Genomic DNA, 18865 nt, shown 5'->3' on the forward strand with positions numbered 1-18865 from the left:
CAACCAAGATCACGATCAGGATCGTGGCGCAGGACGACCGAAGACACGACGGATCACAGCAAGGCCACCAACGCGGTAGACGTCGACCTGCCGGGACTGGTCGACCTGCCGGGAGCCGCCACCCGCCGTCCGGGACTGTCAGACGCCGTCCGGGAAGAGCACCGCGGCGCCGTCCACCCGGTCTCGCGCGAGATCCTCAAGCGCCTGGTCGGCGGCTGTCAGCGGATACGGGGTGGTTGTCACCGCGAGCCGGTGGCGCCCGGCGATCTCCAGGAACTCGCGGCCGTCGGCGCGGGTGTTCGCGGTCGTGCTGCGCACCGAGCGCTCCTGGAACAAATGCCGCTGGTAGTTCAGGACCGGGACGTCGGTTAGGTGGATCCCGGCGATCGAGAGGGTGCCGCCCCTGTCCAGCGCGGCGAGCGCGACCGGGACCAGATCACCCACCGGCGCGAACAGGACCGCCCCGTCGAGCGGCTCGGGCGGGGAATCGTAGGCGCCGGTCGCGGACGCCGCGCCGAGCTCCAGGGCAAGGCGGCGGGCGCGGGCGGACCTGGTCATGACGTGCACCGTCGCGCCCTGGGCGATCGCCACCTGCGCGGCGAGGTGCGCGGACGCGCCGAACCCGTAGACGCCCAGCCGGCCGCCGGGTGGCAGTTCGGCGCGCAGCAGCGCCCGGTAGCCGACGATCCCGGCGCAGAGCAGCGGGGCGAGCTCGCCGTCGCTGTAGCCCGCGGGCAGGCGGTAGGCGTACTCCGCGGCGACGACGGCGTACTGGGCGTACCCGCCGTCGACGTCCCAACCTGTGTAGAGCGACGCCGGGCAGAGGTTCTCGGCGCCACGCCGGCAGTAGGCGCAGGTCCGGTCCGTCCCGGCGAGCCAGGCGATGCCGAGCCGGTCCCCCGGCCGGATCGGGGCCGCCCCGGCTTCCGGGAGCCCGGGACCGAGCGCGTCGACGTACCCGACGATCTCGTGCCCGGGCACGGCGCGCGGCCGGTGCGGGGGGAGGTCACCCTCGGCCAGGTGCAGGTCCGTCCGGCAGACGCCGCAGGCGGCGACCTTCAGACGGACCTGACCGGGACCGGGCTCGGGGATGGGCAGCTCGACCGCGCGCAGTGACGCCGCGGCCACCGGCGCGGGGTTGGTGACCTGCCAGGCCAACATGTCATGCACCCCCCGTCAGCGACGACGCACCCGCCACGGACAGCCCCGGAGCACCCCCGGGCCGGGTTACCGGGTTGGGAGGGCTCAGACGTTGACGCCGTGGTCGCGGGCGAGGCCGCTGAGGTCGTTGTGCCCCTGGCCGACCGCGCGGAACTTCCAGTCGGCTCCGTTGCGGTACACCTCGCCGAAGATGACGACCGTCTCGGTCGAGTAGTCCTCGGAGAGGTCGTAACGGACGAGCTCGGTGCCGGTCTGGTCGACCACGCGGATGTAGGCGTTGCGGACCTGGCCGAAGTTCTGGGCCCGGTTCGCCGCGTCGTAGATGGAGACCGGCACGACGATCTTGTCGATCTCCGCCGGCACCAGGCCGAGGGCGATGTTGATCGATTCGTCGTCGCCCTCGCCGGCACCGGTCACGTTGTCGCCGGAGAGCGTGATGGCGCCCTCCGGGGACTTCATGTTGTTGAAGAAGACGAAGTGCCCGTCGGAGAGCGCCTTGCCGTCGCTCTTCACGCCGATGGCGGAGGCGTCGAGATCGAAGTCGGTGCCGGTCGTCGTGCGGGCATCCCACCCGAGCCCGACGGTGAGCGCGGTCAGCGCTCCGGTTCCTGCCTCGGCGGCCTGCTTCGTGAGGCTGACGTTGCCGCCCTTGGCAAGGCTGATCGCCATGACGATTGTCCTTCCTGAAGGATCCCTCTAACGCCGACGACCCTCCACGTCGAGGACCATCGGACCAACACGGCCACTTCCCGGGTCACCCTTGCACACAAGGCGGAACTATCCGGGGAAGCCGTCGGTCGGATGACACACATGCCACCGGATGACCGCCGCGCGTGATCGCTCTCCGGTCACGCAGGCGACCCGGTGTCCCGCTGAAGGCCAACGAAGCAGGGACGGGCGGGGTTTCCAGCGCGAACCGACGCCGGCCACCATCCGCGGATCGCGGCGGAGGTGCCCCCGGTCTCGGTAATCTGGCAGCCATGGCGCTCCTGGTCGCGAAGTTCGGCGGGTCCTCGGTCGCGGACGCGGATCGCATCAAGCGGGTGGCCGACCGGATCGTCCAGACCCGCCGGGCCGGGAACGACGTGGTCGTCGTGGTGAGCGCGATGGGTGACACCACCGACGATCTGCTCGACCTGGCCGAGCAGGTGAGTCCGCTGCCGCCCGCACGGGAGTTGGACATGCTGCTCACCGCCGGTGAGCGGATCTCCATGGCGCTGCTCGCGATGGCGATCACCAAGCTGGGCGCCGAGGCGCGGTCCTTCACCGGCTCGCAGGCCGGTGTGATCACCGACTCGGTGCACGGCCGGGCCCGGATCATCGACGTCACCCCCGGTCGCATCCGCACCGCGCTGGACGAGGGCGCGATCGCGATCGTCGCCGGCTTCCAGGGTGTCAGTCAGGACACGAAGGACATCACCACGCTGGGGCGCGGCGGCTCCGACACGACCGCGGTGGCGCTCGCCGCCGCGCTGGGCGCCGACGCCTGCGAGATCTACACCGACGTGGACGGCGTGTTCACCGCCGATCCGCGCATCGTCCCCGACGCACGCCGCATCGAGAAGATCTCCTACGAGGAGATGATGGAGATGGCGGCCTGCGGGGCGAAGGTGCTCATGTTGCGGTGCGTCGAGTACGCCCGCCGTTACTCCGTCCCCGTGCACGTCCGCTCCTCGTTCTCGTCGAAGCCGGGCACATGGGTCACCGATACTTCGGAGGCACAGCTCGTGGAACAGGCCATCATCCGCGGCGTCGCGCACGACTCGAGCGAGGCGAAGGTGACCGTCAAGGGCTGCCCGGACAAGCCGGGCGTGGCGGCGGCCGTGTTCCGGGCGGTCGCCGACGCCGACGTCAACCTCGACATGATCGTCCAGGTCGGGTCGGTCGCCGGCTCCGGGCGGACGGACATCTCGTTCACCCTGCCGATGACGGACGGCAAGACGGCGCTCGGCGCGCTGGAGAAGGTCCGCGACCAGATCGGCTTCGAGCGGACCCTCTACGACGACCACATCGGCAAGCTGTCACTGATCGGCGCCGGGATGAAGTCGCATCCCGGGGTGTCCGCCCGGTTCTTCGGCGCCCTGGCCGACTCCGGCGTCAACGTCGAGATCATCTCGACGTCCGAGATCAGGATCTCGGTGGTAGTGCGGGACACCGACCTGCCGGTGGCCGTGCGCGCCGTGCACGCCGCCTTCGAGCTGGGCAACCCGGACGAGACCGCCGTCGTGTACGCGGGAACCGGCCGATGAGCGAGCGGAGTCGGGGCATGAGCGGTCAGGGCGGGAACGGTCAGAGCACGAACGGAGTCGGCGCATGAGTGGGGCCTCCCGGCGGCCGACGCTGGCCGTGGTCGGCGCGACCGGCGCGGTGGGCACCGTGATGCTCGCGCTGCTGACCGAGCGCCCCGATGTCTGGGGTGAGATCAGGCTGGTGGCCTCCGCCCGCTCCGCCGGGCGCACGCTGCGGGTCCGCGGCGAGGACGTCACCGTGCGGGCCCTGGCGCCGGAGGTCTTCGACGGCGTCGACATCGCGGTCTTCGACGTGCCGGACGAGGTCTCGGCCCAGTGGGCGCCGGTCGCCGCCGCCCGCGGCGCGGTCGCGGTGGACAACTCCGGTGCCTTCCGGATGGATCCGGACGTCCCCCTGGTCGTCCCCGAGGTCAACGCCGCCGCGGTGGCGGACCGCCCGCGCGGCATCATCGCGAACCCGAACTGCACCACCCTGTCGATGATCGTCGCGGTCGGCGCGCTGCACCGGGCGTTCGGCCTCGAATCGCTCTTCGCGACGTCCTACCAGGCCGCGAGCGGGGCCGGCCAGGAGGGCATCGACACCCTCTACGCGCAGCTGGCCCTGGTCGGGGGCACCAGCGAGCTGGGGCAGCGCGCCGGTGACGTGCGCAAGGCCGTCGGCGAGGAGGGCCTGGGCCCGTTCCCCGCGCCGCTGGCGCTGAACGTGGTGCCCTGGGCCGGCTCGCTCAAGGACGGCGGCTGGTCGTCGGAGGAGCTCAAGATCCGCAACGAGTCGCGGAAGATCCTCGGGATGCCCGGGCTGCGCGTCTCGGCGACCTGTGTGCGCGTGCCCGTGGTCACGACGCACGCGGTGGCTGTGCACGCCCGATTCGGGCGGCCGGTCACCGGCGAGCAGGCCCGGGACGTTCTGACGTCGGCGCCGGGCGTGGCCGTGCTCGACGATCCCGCCGCGGGCGAGTTCCCGACGCCGGCGGACGTGGTGGGCACGGACCCGACCTGGGTCGGGCGTATCCGTCAGTCGCCTGACGATCCGCACGAGGTCGCGTTGTTCGTGTGCGGGGACAACCTGCGCAAGGGCGCCGCGCTCAACACGCTCCAGATCGCGGAGCTGCTCGCGGCCGGCTGAGCCCCGCGGGGCGCCGCGACACCGACGGACCGACGCGCCCGGCACGGCCGATCTCCGTGACCGGGCGCACGGACCATCGATGTGGGGCGTGGAACATCAATGCGGGGCGTGGACCTCTCGCAACACGGAGCATCGCGCCGTATCTCACCGGGGCACGATATTTGCGCCCGCACGCATTCCACGCGGAAGCTTTTACGGATACGAGTAATCCAACAGACGCTTCCCGGAGCATCGACAAAGCGATCCACAGACATTGGAACGATCGGCGCTGGTCATTCGTTCACGCCGCACGTAGACGCACACGGTTCAGCCACTGCAGGCAACAAGTTCAGAAGCAAACCGGTTCAGAAGCGAAGCGTGCTCGTTCCGTAGTCTGTCCGGGTCCATCCGAGAGCGCGGGTAGGACGCCTCCGAACAGATCGGATCAGATCCGCCAGACCCTGGGGATCTCGCCGAAAAACGGTCAGCCCGCCTGTCGGAGACGTCCGGCGGGCGGGCTGACCAAACCTGGTTCTACTGCTACTCGTGGCTCAGACGACGCGGACGGCGTCGGCCTGCGGGCCCTTCTGGCCCTGGGTCACCTGAAACTCGACCCGCTGGCCCTCCTCGAGTGCCTTGTACCCGTCCATATCGATTGCGCTGTAGTGGACGAAGACGTCAGACCCGCCGCCGTCCACGGAGATGAAGCCGAAGCCCTTCTCCGAGTTGAACCATTTCACCGTGCCCTGAGCCACGTGCCGTTCTCCCTGCTGGTGCAGTCAGGACCCGCACCGCGCGGGCCCCGGGCCGAACGTGACAGCGATACGATTCGCCGCCGCGTTGTTCCGCCGGGTCTCGGTTGAGACACGAACTGGCGAACTCTGGCCACGACTGACGCTACACGCACGCAGCCCCGGGCGGGAGACCTCCGGCAGAAGAAGTCCACTTCACGGCTCGGCATTACGAACATCGACTTCGTCACGCCGGTGCGCCACGGACCACTCCACCGAAGCCACCGCTCACTTCGAACACCCTCCCCGGATGACCGGAGGAACGCTGTGAGTCCTCACACGAGCGCGCTGCCAGGCAGCGCGGGGCCCTGCCGAGACGGCCCCGCACCCACCTCGAGACGTTCGACCGCTACGCCGATCTCGTCCAGATCGAGGTCGGTCAGCACCACCGCGCCACCCGCGGGCAGCCAGGCGTCGATCTGATCCGGGCGCCGGGCCCCGACGATCGCCGCGGTCACCCCGTCGAAGGCCAGCGTCCAGGCGACGGCCACCGCGGCCACTGTCGTCCCGTGCCGGGCCGCGATCGGGCGCAGCGCGTCGACCAGGGCCAGGTTGCGCTCAAGGGCCGGCGGGTTGAACTCCGCCGCCGTGCGCCGCCAGTCGTCCGCGGCGAGCGCGTCGGTGCGCCGCGCGGACCACCCGCCCGTCAGCAGCCCGGACTGCATCGGGCTGTAGACGATCACACCGATGTCCCGCAGGGCGCAGTACGGCAGCAGGTCGGCGGCCGCCACCCGGTTGATCAGCGAGAACGGCGGCTGCAGGACGTCGACGCCGCCCGCCGTCGCCGCCTCCTCCAGCTGGGCGACCGAGAGGTTCGACGCCCCGACCGCGCGGATCTTGCCCGCGGCGCGGAGCCCGTGCAGGGCGCCGACGACCTCGGCGATCGGGGTCCCGTCCCGCGGCGGCCAGTGGAGCTGGTAGAGGTCGATACGTTCCACCCCGAGCCGGCGCAGCGAGGCGTCCACCTCGGCGCGGATCGAGGCGGGCGCGCCGACCCGCGCGGGGGGCCGCGTCGGGTCGGTCTCGTCCCAGACCAGGCCGCACTTGGTGAACACGTAGGGGCGCTGGTCGGCGGGGATGGCGGCCAGCGCCCGGCCGACGAGCTCCTCGGAGTGCCCGAGACCGTAGACCGCGGCGGTGTCGATCCAGTTCACCCCGGACCGCACCGCGGCCCGGATGGCCTCGACCGCCTCGTCGTCGTCCTGGCGCCCCCAGCCGAACGCCCAGTCCGCCCCCCCGATCGCCCAGGCGCCGAACCCGACCCGAGTGATCGACATGTCGGTCAGACCCAGTCGGGTGGTGCGCGGGGTCGCTGGCGCGGTCATCGGCATCTCCTCGTGGCACGGGGATCTGATGCTGCCCGATCCGGGCCGCCGGTGCCCACCCGGCCGGCGCCCCCCCCGCTACCGCGCGCGACCGCGCGACCGGTGTCACCGGCGACCGGAGCCGGCGTCACCCGCGACCGGCCCGCACCGGACGGGTCAGCGGCGGGCGAACCAGCGCCGGTGCCGGCGCGCCGACGCGTCCGGCCACAGGTCGAAGAAGTCCCGTTCGGCGGTGCGGGCGCGGCACTCCTCCAGCCCGAGCAGGACGCCCAGGGTGAAGGCGGTCGGCTCGCCGGCTATCTGCGCCTCGACCCCCCAGTCCCGCAGCAGACCACGGGCGATCGTCGCGTCCTGGTGGGTGCCGAGCAGCTCCTGCATCGACTCGGCGAGCCGGGCGAACGCGGCCGCGGGCGGTCCGTACACCGGGCCGACCGCCTCGGCCGCGTACCGCAGCCGCTTGGCCTGCTTGCGCGCGGAGTGCAGGATCCCGTCGCGTTCGGCGCCCACCGGCAGGGCGGCGGCCCGGCCGACCTTGCGGCTCAGCCGCCGGTCGGCGTCGTGCAGCAGATCGGGCAGCACCTTCTCCGCGGGCTTTCCCGAACGCCCGACGAACGGGCCGTTGACCAGCGCGAGCAGATCCTCGACGAGGGTCAGATAGCGCTCGCTGCGCAGCATCTCCAGCGCCTCGGCCCGCGCGGCGGTCTGGTCGGCCGTGAGCCGGGCAGAGATCGCCCCCGCGACGTCCCCGCGCAGCAGGTCGGCGGGCAGGTCGTCGAGCCGGCCCGCGAAGTAGGCGATCTGCACCTCGGCGTCGCGCGCGGCGGACAACGCCCCGGCCAGGTCGCGCAGTTCGACGTCCAGATGCGCGACCAGCTCCGCGGGGAAGAACGGGGCGAAGGTCCGCAGGGTGCTGCGGGTCCGCCGGCAGGCCACCCTCATCCGGTGCACCGCCTCGGGCGCGTCCAGGCGCACCCTCGGGTCGGTGGCGAGCAGCGCCTCGACCTGCGCGACCAGGTAGGCGCGGACGACCTCGCCGGCCGGGGTCCGCCGGCGCAGCTTCGTCGCGGCGGGTGGCACGTCCGGGCCGGGGGCGTCGGTCAGCGCCGGGCCGAGCACCTGGGCCAGTTTCGACGCCGAGGCCGACAGCGCGGCGCCGGCGCCGGTCAGCACGGCCTCGACGGCGTCGAGCACGCCCGGGTCGCCGGCGCCCAGCTCGACCTCGATCTCCCGCCACTTCTGCACGACCGTGGTCGCGCCGAGCGTCTGGGCCGTCACCTGGTCGTCGACGACCTCCGCCAGGTCGCGGCCCGCCATGTCGCGCAGGCGGCGGGCCGTGCGCAGCGTCACCAGGCGGGCGACCGGGCGCAGCTCGGCCCCGCGCAGGTGCACGGTGGCGAGGTCGACGAGGTCGGCGGGAACCGGATCGGACGAGTCGAGCGGGCGGTGGATCTCGTCGCGCACACCCGGGCTGACGGGGAGCTTCAGGTGCCAGCCGGCGTCGTCGCCGCCCGTCCGGCGGCGCAGGGTGATGCGGTTGCGGGCCAGCCGCAGGTCGTCGGAGTCGTAGTAAACGGCCTCCAGGGTGACGGTGCGGCGGGTGCGGGCCGTCGCGACCCCGTCCACCTGCGTCAGCCGGGGGAGCACGAAGCTCTGGTCCACGGAGTACTTGCGCTCGATCTCCCGCGAAGAGCCCACGCCCGCTCCTTTCCGCGCCCCCGGTGCCCGCGGCCTCGACGGCTCCGCACGCGCACCCGCGGCCGCCGGCCCTCGCGATCGGTCGGCGCTGCTCGACCGCCCCGGCCGGTGGCGTGGCATGGCGTTGGCCCGCCGTTCGGGCCGTCGACCGACGGGCCCGGGGTACCGGGGGCCGTTACGGTACGTGCCCAGCTCGCGCCCCAAAAGGACGATCGTTGTTTGCCTTTTGTTAACCTTAGCGCGGAACGCTAGCGGGGAACGGGTATCCACGACACTCGTCCGGCCAGCGTCACATACCCCACGAACGCGACAGTGTCGATGAGTGTGTGTGCTATGACGAGCGGTAGCACCCGGCCGGTCCGCTGGAAGATCCGCCCGAACAGCAGCCCCATCGCGACGTTGCCGGCGAAGCCCCCCAGCCCCTGGTAGAGGTGGTAGGAGCCGCGCAGCAGGGCGCTGGCGGCGAGCGCGCGGTTCTCGCCCCACCCCATTTCGCGCAGGCGCACCAGCAGGTACCCGGCGACCACGACCTCCTCGGCCAGCCCGTTCTGGGCAGCCGAGGCCACCAGGACCGGAATCCGCCACCAGACGTCGGGCAGGTTCGACGGCGCGACCGTCAGATTCGCGCCGCTGTGCCAGGCGACCAGGTAGAAGGCGAGACCGGTGCCCCCGACCACCGCCGCCAGCGCCGCGCCGCGGGCGGCGTCCGAGCGGGAGCGGCGCCGATCCAGGCCGATGGCCGCGGGCCCGCCTCCGTGCCGGCCCAGCAGGTGGACGACGAGGAGGGCCGGTACCAGCGCGGTCGCGAGCGAGGCGGCCTGCAGCGCGAGGTCGAGCCAGGGGCGCCCCGGCGCGGCGGACGAGTTGAGCCGGGCGACCTGCGAGCGGACCGACTGCTGCGCGGTGAGCACGCCCAGGTAGCGGATGAGCGCGAACAGGCCGGAGGCGCCGAAGGACACCCCGAGGACGAGCAGGATCTCGGTGCGCAGGGACCGCCGACTCAGCGGCTCGCCGCCGGTGGCCCCGGTACCGCCGGTGGCCTCGGTGGCCTCGGCGCCGGCGGCACCGGCACCGGCGCTGGCACCGGCGCTGGCGGCACCGGTCGCGGCCGTGCCCGCCGGCCCGTCGGAATCGCCGGCCCGACCGCTGCCGATGCTGGCCCTCGTCACCCGTCGACGGTAGCCGCGGCCGGCCGGGCGCCCGGCGCCGGCCGGCCGGCGCGCACCGTCGGGCGCCGGCCGGACGCACCCGTCAGGACTTGACTTCGGGGTTCGCGAACAGGCGGAACAGCATCCACAGCGACGGGATGAGGACCACCAGCCCGCAGGCGACCGCGATCAGCATCGCCACGATGTTGGCCTCGGGCGCGGCGGCGGAGTCGACCGTCGCGCGGCCGACGACCAGATCCGGGTACTGGGCGGCCGCCCACCCCCAGAGCACGCCGGCCACCGCGGCCCCCGCCGTGACGCGGGCCGCGGTGAAGCGGTGCTGCCAGAGCGCGACCAGCGACGTGATCCCGCCCATGGCCGAGATCACGACAAAGGGCACGGACCGCTCGGCGAACCGCTCCGCCACCACGGGTGCCTCCGACCACAGCAGCGGCAGCAGCGCTACGGCGAGCAGCCCCGAGACGACGGCCCCGCCGAGCGCGCGGCGGCGGAACCCGGGCACCAGGTGCTCGGTCTCCGGGCTCGACGCCGCGTCCCGGCACAGGTACACCGCCGCGAGGAAGGCCGTCACGGCGAGGGTGAAGACGCCGCAGACGATCCCGAAGGCGCTCGTCACCGGGGCGAGGGCGTCGCCCTCGGCGACGTCACCGGTGGCCAGCGCGGCGCCGCACACCCCGAGCGCGACCGGGGTGATCGCGGACGAGACCGCGAACACGTGGCCCCACCAGTGGTCCGGCCCGGCCGCGCCGGCGCCGTAGGCGCGGTACACGTACGCGGCCCCGCGCAGGACGATCCCGACCAGCGCGAGGATGAGCGGTATCTCCAGCGTGGACCCGACGATGCCGAACGCGGCCGGGAAGCCGCTGAACATCATCACGATCACGAAGATCAGCCAGACGTGGTTGGCCTCCCAGACCGGGCCGAGCGCGGCGGAGACGAGCCGGCGCTGGTCGGCGGCGTCCCGGCCGCGGGCGAGCAGGTCCCAGACCCCGCCGCCGAAGTCGGCGCCGCCCGTGAGGGCGTAGGCGGTCAGCCCGATCACCATCACGACGGCGAGCAGGTCGGCGGCGGTCATCGGACGTCCCCTTCGCTGCCGGACGGATCGGTTCGCGGCGTGGTCGGTTTGGTCGGTTTGGTCGGGGTGGTCGGCGCGGGGGTGCCGGGCGCGACGGGAGCGGGGCGGGCGTCCGGGATCTCGGGCGTCGTGGAGGTCTCCCCCACGGTGGCGGCCAGCTCGGGGCCACCCGTCGCCATCCGGCGCAGGATGAGGATGAGCGCCGCCGCGAGACCGAGATAGAGCAGGAGGGTGCCGGTGAAGATCGCCGGCATGCCCGAGCTGCTGGTCGCGGCCTCGTCGACCCGCATCCGGCCGTAGACGATCCAGGGCTGGCGACCGCCCTCGGTGACCTCCCAGCCGGCGAGCATCGCCAGCACGGACGCCGGTCCCGAGGCCGCGGCCGCCCAGAGCCACGGTCTTCCGGTGGGTAGCAGCGGGCGTTGGCCACGCCGCCGCCGGCGCAGCACGACAACCCCGGTGACCAGGGACAACGCGATCAGCGCCATCCCGAGGCCGACCATCACGTTGAAGGCCGAGTGCACCAGCACGGCGTTGGGCCGCTCCTCGGGCGGGACGGCGGTGAGCCCGGTGATCTCGTGGTCGGCGCTGAACCCCTGCATGAGGGACAGCAGGTCGGGGACCTCGATGCCGTGCCGGACCTCGCCGGTCCGCTCGTCGTAGATCCCGCCGATGGTCAGCGGGGCGTGCGTGCGGGTGTGCCCGAGCCCCTCCATCGCGGCGAGCTTGATCGGCTGTTCGTTGCCGACCACCCGGGCGGCCCAGTCACCGACGATCAGCTGCAGGGGGGCACAGACGAGCAGGACGGCCAGACCGACGCGCAGTCCCCGCTGGTGATACGCGTCGCGCCGGCCGCGCAGCATGCCGACGGCGTACACGCCCGCGACGATGCCTCCGGTGCACATCAGTGCGGCCAGCAGCATGTGGATGAGCTGATGCGGCGCGGTGGCGGCCAGGAACGGGGCGAACGGCTCCGCCGAAACGACCTTGCCGTCGACCTCTGTGACGTGCCCGGGGGTGTTCATCCAGGCGTTCGCCGTGATGATGAACAGAGTCGAGAACGTGCCGGCGATGGCGATCGGCCACAGCGTGAGCCAGTGCGTGCGGGCCGACAGGCGCTTCCAGCCGTAGAGGTACATGCCGATGAAGATCGCCTCGGCGAAGAACGCGAAGCCCTCCAGCGTGAACGACAGTCCCAGCACCCCGCCGTAGCGGGCCATGAAGGCCGGCCACAGCAGGCCGAACTCGAAGGACAGCGCCGTCCCGGAGACGGCGCCGACGGCGAACAGGACCGCGAAGGCCCTGGACCACTTGCGGGTCAGCGCGAGCCAGACCGGGTCGCGGGTGCGGACCCAGCGCCCCTCGACGAACAGCAGGAGCCATGGCATGCCGACGCCGAACACCGCGAAACAGATGTGGAACGCCAGCGAGAACGCGGTCTGCGCCCGAGCCAGGTTGGTGGACCCGGAGCTCGCCTGGGGCGGGTCCGCGGCCTGGGCGAGAGCCGCGACGTGGGAGAGAACTTCGGCGGCATGGACCATCTGGACCTCCTCCACCGTGGGCGGCAGCACGCCCGTCGCGTTCTTCTACATTACGTAGAAGATTCTACGTTTGGTAGAAGATTTTTTCGTTGTGAGATCTACCGAGCTCGACGAAGTTCCGGGCAAGAACTTCTACGCGGCGTAGGATCGGTCCCATGGCACGCCTGGGTGACCTGGAACGGTCTGTCATGGACGTCCTGTGGTCGGCCGACGACTGGTTGACCGCACGCGACGTGGCCGCCCGCCTGCACCACGAGCGCGACCTCGCCTACACCACCGTGCTGACGGTGCTGGAGCGGCTGGAGCGCAAGGGCTTCGTCCGGCGTCAGCGGGCCGCCCGCGCCCACCGCTACGCGGCGACCGACAGCCGCGAGACCGTCGTCGCCGAGGCGATGCTGGAAGCCCTCGGCACCGCCGACGACCGCGGTTCGGCCCTCGTCCGCTTCGTCGGCTCCGTCTCCGCCGAGGAGGCCGAGATCCTGCGCCGCGCGCTGGAGCCGGCCACCCCCGCCGAAGCGAGTGGCCCGGGCGACCCGAGCCCGAACGACCCGAGCCCGAGTGCCTCGGCGGGCTCGGCGACGACCACCGTCGGGGGGCCGGCGGACGTCACCGACGTCACCGACGGCGCCGCGACGACCACTCCAGCCAGCACGTCCGGAGGATCGCGCGCCTCGGCCGAGGCGCGACCGGTACAACTCCCGGCGGCCGAGCGGTAGCGTCTGCCGGGACATGACGACCGCGGCCCTTCTCGCCCTGTTCGCGGGCGCGCTGGCCTGGCCGGTTCCGCGCCTGCTGGCCGCCGCGCGGTGGCCGCACCGCTGCCCGCGGGCGGCGATCGTGCTGTGGCAGGCGATAGGTCTCGCGGGTGGGGTCTCCGCCCTGTTGGCCGCCGCGGCCTTCACCGTGGCCCCGCTGTCGCAGGGCATCCCGTCGGCGCTCGCCGACCACGCCTCCAATCTGCTCGCCGGTGAGCCCCTGGTCGGGCTCGGCCGGACGAACCTCGTCGGGCTGGCCGTCGCGGCGGCGCTGGCGGCACGCCTGTTCGGCGTGCTGGTTATGTCGACTGCGGCGACGCTGCGCGAACGGCACCGGCACCGGGACCTCGTCGACCTCGCCGGCCACCGGCACCGCCACCGCGGGCACGACCATGCCGACCCTGGCGACCCCGGCGGCTCCAATACCCCGGGCGACTCCGGTGAGCACGGGGAGCACGGCACCGACTGCCGGCTGTGCGAGCACCGGGACAGGGCCGGCACCCGGCTGCGGATCCTGGATCATCCCGTCGCCGTCGCCTACTGCGTCCCCGGGGTACGCCACGCGCGGGTCGTCGTCTCCGCGGGCCTGTTGCGGACGCTGACCCCGGAGGAGCTGGACGCCGTCCTGGCGCACGAGGAGGCGCACGTCAGCGGCCGGCACGACCTGGTCATCCAGCCGTTCGTCGCCTGGGAGCGCACCTTCCCCTTCCTGCGCCCGGCCCGCGAGGCGACCGCCGCCGTCTCGCTGCTGGTCGAGATGCTCGCGGACGACGCCGCCGCCCGGCGCACCTGCGGGCGAACCCTGGCCCGGGCGCTCGCCCGACTCGGTGTCACCCGTGCGCCGGTACCCGCCGGGACGCTGAGCGCGACGGGCCCGGTCGGACCGGCGGACTCCGGACCGGCCGACTCCGGACCGGCCGACCTTGGACCGGCCGACCTCGGGCCGGTGAGCCCGCCGGAGTCACCCGCCGTGCTCGGAGTCGCCGGCGTGGGTCGGCTGGCGGCCGCCGCCGCCGCGGTGGCCACGGACCGCACCGACCCGGCGCGCAACGCGGGTGTGCGGACACCGGTCGTCGCCCGGATCGCCCGGCTGCTCGACCCGCCGACCGTCCCGATCTGGCTGCCCGGGACCGCCTACCTCACCGCCGCGGTGGTGTTCCTCACCCCGGTGATCCTGCTCCTCACCTGAGCTTTCCGGTCACCTGAGCCTGCCGTTCACCTGAGCTTTCCGGCGGCCCGGGTATCACAGAAGCGCACACAGTCGGCAGACTGGACAGGTACGCCGGCAGGGCGGCAGCCCGCCCGCCAGCGCGGCGACACCGCCGTCGCCGGATCCGGACAGCGAGCCCCGACCCCGCACCCGCACCGCCCCACGCGCGGAACCCGCACGGGCACCGCACCCGCACCTGCCCCCGCAGACACGTCCTCACCTGATCGCTGTCGCGGAGAGCTCTTCCGCGACTTCAACCCATCGGAGACGGCGGCGTGACAACCACACCTGGCATCCCCGGAACGGCGAGCACCGACAGCCCGGCGGACGGGCGCCCGGACCAGCAGGCCCAGGACCCGGGTGGCTTCTCCGGCGGCGTGTCCTCCGACGCGCGCCACGCGGCGGTCCGGGCCGGCGTGCGCCGCCTCGGCGCGCTGCTCGGCGAGGCCCTCACCCGCCACGAGGGCCCGGAGCTGCTCGCGCTGGTCGAACGGGTCCGCCTGCTCGCCCGCGGCGAGGATGGCGGCGCCGAGCTCGCCGCCGTCCTGGACGGTGTCGACGCGCGGCAGGCGAGCCTGCTGGCCCGCGCGTTCACCGCCTACTTCCAGCTCGCGAACATCACCGAACAGCTGCACCGGGCCCGGGAGATCTCCGACCGCCCGCGCGGCCGGCTGCGCGACCTCGCCGACCGCATCGCCGAGGCGGTGGAGCGGGGGTCCGTCGACCCGGACCTGCCGGCCGAGGTCATGCGGCGCCTGCAGCTGCGCCCGGTCTTCACCGCGCATCCCACCGAGGCCAGCCGCCGGTCCGTCCTGGACACGCTGCGCGGCATCGCCGACCTGCTCGACGCCACCGACGACCCGCGCCGCCCCGGCGCCGACGACGAGCGGCTGGGCCGCCGCCTCGCCGAGCTGGTGGACGTCCTCTGGCAGACCGACGAGCTGCGGGTGGAGCGGCCGAAGCCCACGGACGAGGCACGCTCGGCCGCGTACTACCTCGCCTCGATCGCCACCGAGGTCCTGCCCGACCTGCTGGAGGAACTCGACACCGCGTTCGCCGGGATCGGGGTCGAGCTGCCGGTGACCGCCCGTCCGCTGGCCTTCGGCTCGTGGGCCGGCGGCGACCGCGACGGCAACCCGAACGTCACCCCGGAGGTCACTCTGGAGGTCCTCAACCTCCAGTACGAGTTCGGTATCCGGGTCCTCACCGCCCTCGTCGACCGGCTGGTCCGGGAGCTGACGGCGTCCACCCGGGTGGTCGGGGAGGTCAGCGCCGACCTGCTCGCCGCGCTGGCCGCGGACCGCGCCGCGCTGCCCGAGGTGTACGACCGCTTCATCCGGCTCAACGCCGAGGAGCCGTACCGGCTCAAGTGCAGCTACATCCTGGCGCGGCTGGCCGGCACCCGGGCCCGGCTGGCCGCCGGCGCGCCGCACGTCCCCGGCAAGGACTACCTGCGGCCCACCGACCTGGTGGACGAGCTGGAGCTCATGCGGGTCTCCCTCGCCGCGAGCCACGGCGAGCTCGTCGCGAACGGCCCGCTGCGACGCGTCATCCGCACGGCGAGCGCCATCGGTCTCTCGCTGGCCACCCTCGACATCCGCGAGCACGCCGACGCCCACCACGCCGCCCTCGGCGCGATCTACGACCAGCTCGCCGAGCTGGACGTCCCCTACCGCGACCTGGACCGGCCGGCCCGGCTCGCGCTGCTGTCGGCCGAGCTGGCGGGGCGCCGGCCGCTGCTCGGCGCCGTCCCGCCGCGGCTGCCCGAGCGGGTGGCGCGCACCCTCGAACTGCTCACCACGGTGCGCCACGCGCTGGACCAGTACGGCGACGGCGTCATCGAGAGCTACATCGTCTCGATGACCCGCGACGCCGACGACATCCTGGCCGTCGCCGTGCTCGCCCGCGAGGCCGGCCTGGTCGGCCTCGGCCGGCCACCGGGGACGTCCGGCGGCCCGGGAGGCGGCCCGGAACGGGACGGGCCCACGGTGCCGGCGGGGACGGCGGTACCAGCGGGGACGGCGGTGCCGGTGGTCGCGTGGGCGCGGATCGGGTTCGTGCCGCTGTTCGAGACCGTGGCCGAGCTGCGCGCCGCGGGGACGCTGCTCGACCGGCTGCTCACCGACCCGTCCTACCGGGCGCTCGTCGCGGCCCGCGGCGACGTGCAGGAGGTCATGCTCGGCTACTCGGACTCGTCCAAGGACGCCGGCATCACCGCGTCCCAGTGGGAGATCCACAAGGCCCAGCGCGAGCTGCGGGACACCGCCCGCGCGCACGGGGTCGTGCTGCGGCTCTTCCACGGCCGCGGCGGATCGGTCGGCCGCGGCGGCGGCCCCTCCGGCGAGGCGATCCTCGCCCAGCCGTTCGGCACCCTGGACGGGCCGATCAAGGTCACCGAGCAGGGCGAGGTGATCTCGGACAAGTACACCCTGCCGCAGCTGGCCCGGCAGAACCTGGAGATCACCCTGTCGGCGGTGGTGGAGGCGTCCATCCTGCACCGCACCTCCCGGCTCCCCGGACAGGCGATCGCCGGCTGGAACGAGACCATGACCGCGGTCGCGGACGCGGCCCAGGGCGCCTACCGCTCGCTCGTCGCCGACCCGGCCCTGGTCCCGTTCTTCCTGGCGGCCACGCCGGTGGAGGAACTCGGCAACCTCAACATCGGCTCCCGCCCGGCGCGGCGCCCCGGCGGCTCCGGGGGGCTGGCGGACCTGCGGGCCATCCCCTGGGTGTTCGGCTGGACCCAGGCCCGGATCATCCTGCCCGGCTGGTTCGGGGTCGGCTCCGGGCTGGCGGCGGCCCGCGAGGCCGGCGCGGGCGGGGAGCTGGCCGAGATGTACCGCTCCTGGCACTTCTTCCGGACGTTCCTCGGCAACGTCCAGATGACCCTGGCGAAGTCGGACCTGGCGATCGCCCAGCGCTACGTCTCGGCGCTGGTCGACCCGGTCACGGCCGGGCTGTTCGACGTCATCCGGGACGAGCACGAGCGGACGGTGCGGGAGGTGCTGGCCGTCACCGGGCAGGCCGGCCTGCTCGAGACGGCGCCGGTGCTGCGCCACACCCTGCTCGTCCGGGACGCCTACCTGGCCCCGCTGCACGCGCTGCAGGTCTCCCTGCTGGCCCGCACCCGGGCGGCCGGCGACACCGCCGACCCCCAGCTGCGCCGCGGCCTCCTGCTGACCATCAACGGCATAGCCGCCGGCCTGCGCAACACCGGCTGACCCGCCGCCCCGCACGACCCGCCGCCCCGGCTGGCCCGCCGACCCGTCCGGCCTACCGCCCCGCCGGATCGGGCTGGGCGCCGGCCCGCGGGACGGCGGCCTGTTCGGGGGCGGGGGTGGCCATGAGCCGGGCTCTGGTCTGGTCGGCGGTGCGCCTGGCCCAGGTGCCCGTCGTCGCGAAGCCCAGGGCCAGGACGGTGCCGCAGGCCGCGACCACCGCCCACCAGGCCGCCGGGCTGGTGGGATCGATCCCGGCCACCGAGCCGCCGGCGACGGCCCCGACGGCCCCGGCCGTCGCGGTCACGGCCGCGACGGAGCCGATCACGGCCACGCCCAGCGACTGGCCGATCTGGCGGCTCGTCGAGGCGACCGCCGCCGCGACCCCGGCCTGCGCGAGCGGCATCCCGGAGACGGCCGTGTTGGTGATCGGCGCGTTCACCAGGCCGAAGCCCACCCCGAACAGGAGGTAGGCGACCACCAGGGCGGCGACGGAGGTCCGCGCGGACAGGTCCGTCATCGCCGCGCTGCCGGCGGTCAGGGCGACACCCGCGGCGAGCAGCGACGGCCGCGGGCCGAACCGGCCCACCGCCCGTCCGGACAGCGGTGCGGCCACCAGGGTGGCCAGTGCCATCGGCAGGGTCAGCAGGCCGGCGTGCAACGCCGAGTACCCGCGGACATCCTGCAGGTAGATCGTGTTGAGGAAGAGGAAGCCGGCGAGGGCGCCGAACGCGCACACCGCGATCGCCGTCGCGCCGGAGAAGGGCACGCTGCGGAAGAAACGGACGTCCAACAGCGGCTCGGTGCGCCGCGACTCGTAGCCGACCAGCAGCGCCGCCGCGGCCATCGCCACCGCGAGCAGGACGAGCGTGCCGGCGGACGTCCAGCCGGCCTCGGGCGCCTCGATGATCGAGTAGGTGAGGGTGGCGAGAACGGCGATCACCAGGAGCTGCCCGACGGGGTCCAGGCGGCGCGGGCTCGGCGCGCGGGACTCCGGGACGAACCGGCGGGTGAGTACCAGCGCGACGAGCCCGACCGGGATGTTGATCAGGAAGATCGCCCGCCAGCTCACCGTCTCGACGAGGATGCCGCCGAGCACCGGGCCGAGCGCCATGCTGATCCCGATCACCGCCCCCCAGACACCGATGGCGCGGGCCCGCTCCCGGGGATCGGTGAACGTGTTGGTGATGATGGACATCGCCACCGGATTCAGCATCGAGCCGCCGACGGCCTGCAGCATTCGGAAGGCCACCAGCCAGCCGAGCCCGGGGGCGAGGCTGCACAGCAGCGATCCGGCGGTGAACAGGACCAGCCCGGTCTGGAAGATCCGGCGGCGGCCGAGCCGGTCACCGGTCGAACCGCCGAGCATGAGCAGGCTGGCCAGCACGAGGGTGTAGCTGTCGATCGTCCATTGCAGGCCGGCCGGTGAGGCCCCGAGATCTCGACGCAGCGCCGGCAGGGCCACGTTCACGATGGTGTTGTCGAGGCCCACGATCAGCAGGCTCATGCAGCAGACCGCCAGGACGGCGAGCCTGCGCCGACTGGTCGGCTCGGCCATTGACAGCCCCACC

Annotated in this window: 14 protein-coding genes; 5 read left to right on the plus strand and 9 right to left on the minus strand. The window is 73.5% G+C overall.

Annotated elements, in window-relative coordinates; genetic code table 11:
• Positions 1–138: 138 nt before the first annotated feature.
• Together B056_RS0103235 and B056_RS0103240 are read right to left on the minus strand one after the other, a co-directional pair.
• Positions 139–1161: a zinc-binding alcohol dehydrogenase family protein gene (locus tag B056_RS0103235; RefSeq protein WP_018500465.1), complete on the minus strand. Its 1023-nt coding sequence runs from the start codon at positions 1159–1161 to the stop codon at positions 139–141.
• An 84-nt stretch (positions 1162–1245) separates the two neighbouring features.
• Complete coding sequence (locus B056_RS0103240) at positions 1246–1830, minus strand: TerD family protein (RefSeq protein WP_018500466.1); 585 nt, start codon at positions 1828–1830, stop codon at positions 1246–1248.
• Between the two features lie 311 nt (positions 1831–2141).
• On the opposite strand from B056_RS0103240, the gene B056_RS0103245 reads away from it, so the two are divergent.
• The gene (locus B056_RS0103245) at positions 2142–3410 is read left to right on the plus strand and encodes an aspartate kinase (protein ID WP_018500467.1); all 1269 of its coding nucleotides are present in this window, start codon (positions 2142–2144) and stop codon (positions 3408–3410) included.
• Positions 3411–3474: 64 nt separating this feature from the next.
• Positions 3475–4536: an aspartate-semialdehyde dehydrogenase gene (locus tag B056_RS0103250; RefSeq protein ID WP_018500468.1), complete on the plus strand. Its 1062-nt coding sequence runs from the start codon at positions 3475–3477 to the stop codon at positions 4534–4536.
• Between the two features lie 530 nt (positions 4537–5066).
• Here B056_RS0103250 and B056_RS0103255 read toward each other — a convergent pair.
• The 6 genes from B056_RS0103255 to B056_RS0103280 all read right to left on the minus strand — a co-directional run bounded on the left by B056_RS0103255 (position 5067) and on the right by B056_RS0103280 (position 12111).
• On the minus strand, positions 5067–5270 hold the full coding sequence (locus B056_RS0103255) for a cold-shock protein (protein ID WP_018500469.1): 204 nt from the start codon (positions 5268–5270) through the stop codon (positions 5067–5069).
• 311 nt (positions 5271–5581) lie between these two features.
• Positions 5582–6631, minus strand: coding sequence for an aldo/keto reductase (locus B056_RS0103260; protein WP_035750084.1), 1050 nt, complete (start codon positions 6629–6631; stop codon positions 5582–5584).
• Positions 6632–6787: 156 nt separating this feature from the next.
• Positions 6788–8326: a CYTH and CHAD domain-containing protein gene (locus B056_RS0103265; RefSeq protein WP_020572290.1), complete on the minus strand. Its 1539-nt coding sequence runs from the start codon at positions 8324–8326 to the stop codon at positions 6788–6790.
• Between the two features lie 248 nt (positions 8327–8574).
• Positions 8575–9495 carry a CPBP family intramembrane glutamic endopeptidase gene (locus B056_RS0103270; RefSeq protein WP_018500472.1) on the minus strand — a complete coding sequence of 307 codons (921 nt, stop codon included), beginning with the start codon at positions 9493–9495 and terminating at the stop codon, positions 8575–8577.
• An 82-nt stretch (positions 9496–9577) separates the two neighbouring features.
• Positions 9578–10570 carry a cytochrome d ubiquinol oxidase subunit II gene (locus B056_RS0103275; RefSeq protein ID WP_018500473.1) on the minus strand — a complete coding sequence of 331 codons (993 nt, stop codon included), beginning with the start codon at positions 10568–10570 and terminating at the stop codon, positions 9578–9580.
• On the minus strand, positions 10567–12111 hold the full coding sequence (locus B056_RS0103280) for a cytochrome ubiquinol oxidase subunit I (RefSeq protein WP_035750086.1): 1545 nt from the start codon (positions 12109–12111) through the stop codon (positions 10567–10569). Before B056_RS0103280 ends, B056_RS0103275 begins: the two co-directional genes overlap by 4 nt.
• A 155-nt stretch (positions 12112–12266) precedes the next feature.
• On the opposite strand from B056_RS0103280, the gene B056_RS0103285 reads away from it, so the two are divergent.
• The 3 genes from B056_RS0103285 (at position 12267) to ppc (ending at position 17297) form a co-directional block, all read left to right on the plus strand.
• Entirely contained in the window at positions 12267–12827 is a 561-nt protein-coding gene (locus B056_RS0103285; protein ID WP_018500475.1) for a BlaI/MecI/CopY family transcriptional regulator, read from the plus strand.
• Between the two features lie 13 nt (positions 12828–12840).
• The gene (locus B056_RS0103290; RefSeq protein WP_018500476.1) at positions 12841–14055 is read left to right on the plus strand and encodes a M56 family metallopeptidase; all 1215 of its coding nucleotides are present in this window, start codon (positions 12841–12843) and stop codon (positions 14053–14055) included.
• 296 nt (positions 14056–14351) lie between these two features.
• Entirely contained in the window at positions 14352–17297 is a 2946-nt protein-coding gene (gene ppc / locus B056_RS0103295; RefSeq protein ID WP_018500477.1) for a phosphoenolpyruvate carboxylase, read from the plus strand.
• A 52-nt stretch (positions 17298–17349) separates the two neighbouring features.
• Here the strand turns inward: ppc and B056_RS0103300 are convergent, their stop codons facing one another.
• Positions 17350–18852 carry an MFS transporter gene (locus B056_RS0103300; protein WP_018500478.1) on the minus strand — a complete coding sequence of 501 codons (1503 nt, stop codon included), beginning with the start codon at positions 18850–18852 and terminating at the stop codon, positions 17350–17352.
• Positions 18853–18865 lie beyond the last annotated feature (13 nt).

Origin of the sequence: Parafrankia discariae (assembly GCF_000373365.1) — a bacterium.
GTDB classification, from domain to species: domain Bacteria; phylum Actinomycetota; class Actinomycetes; order Frankiales; family Frankiaceae; genus Parafrankia; species Parafrankia discariae.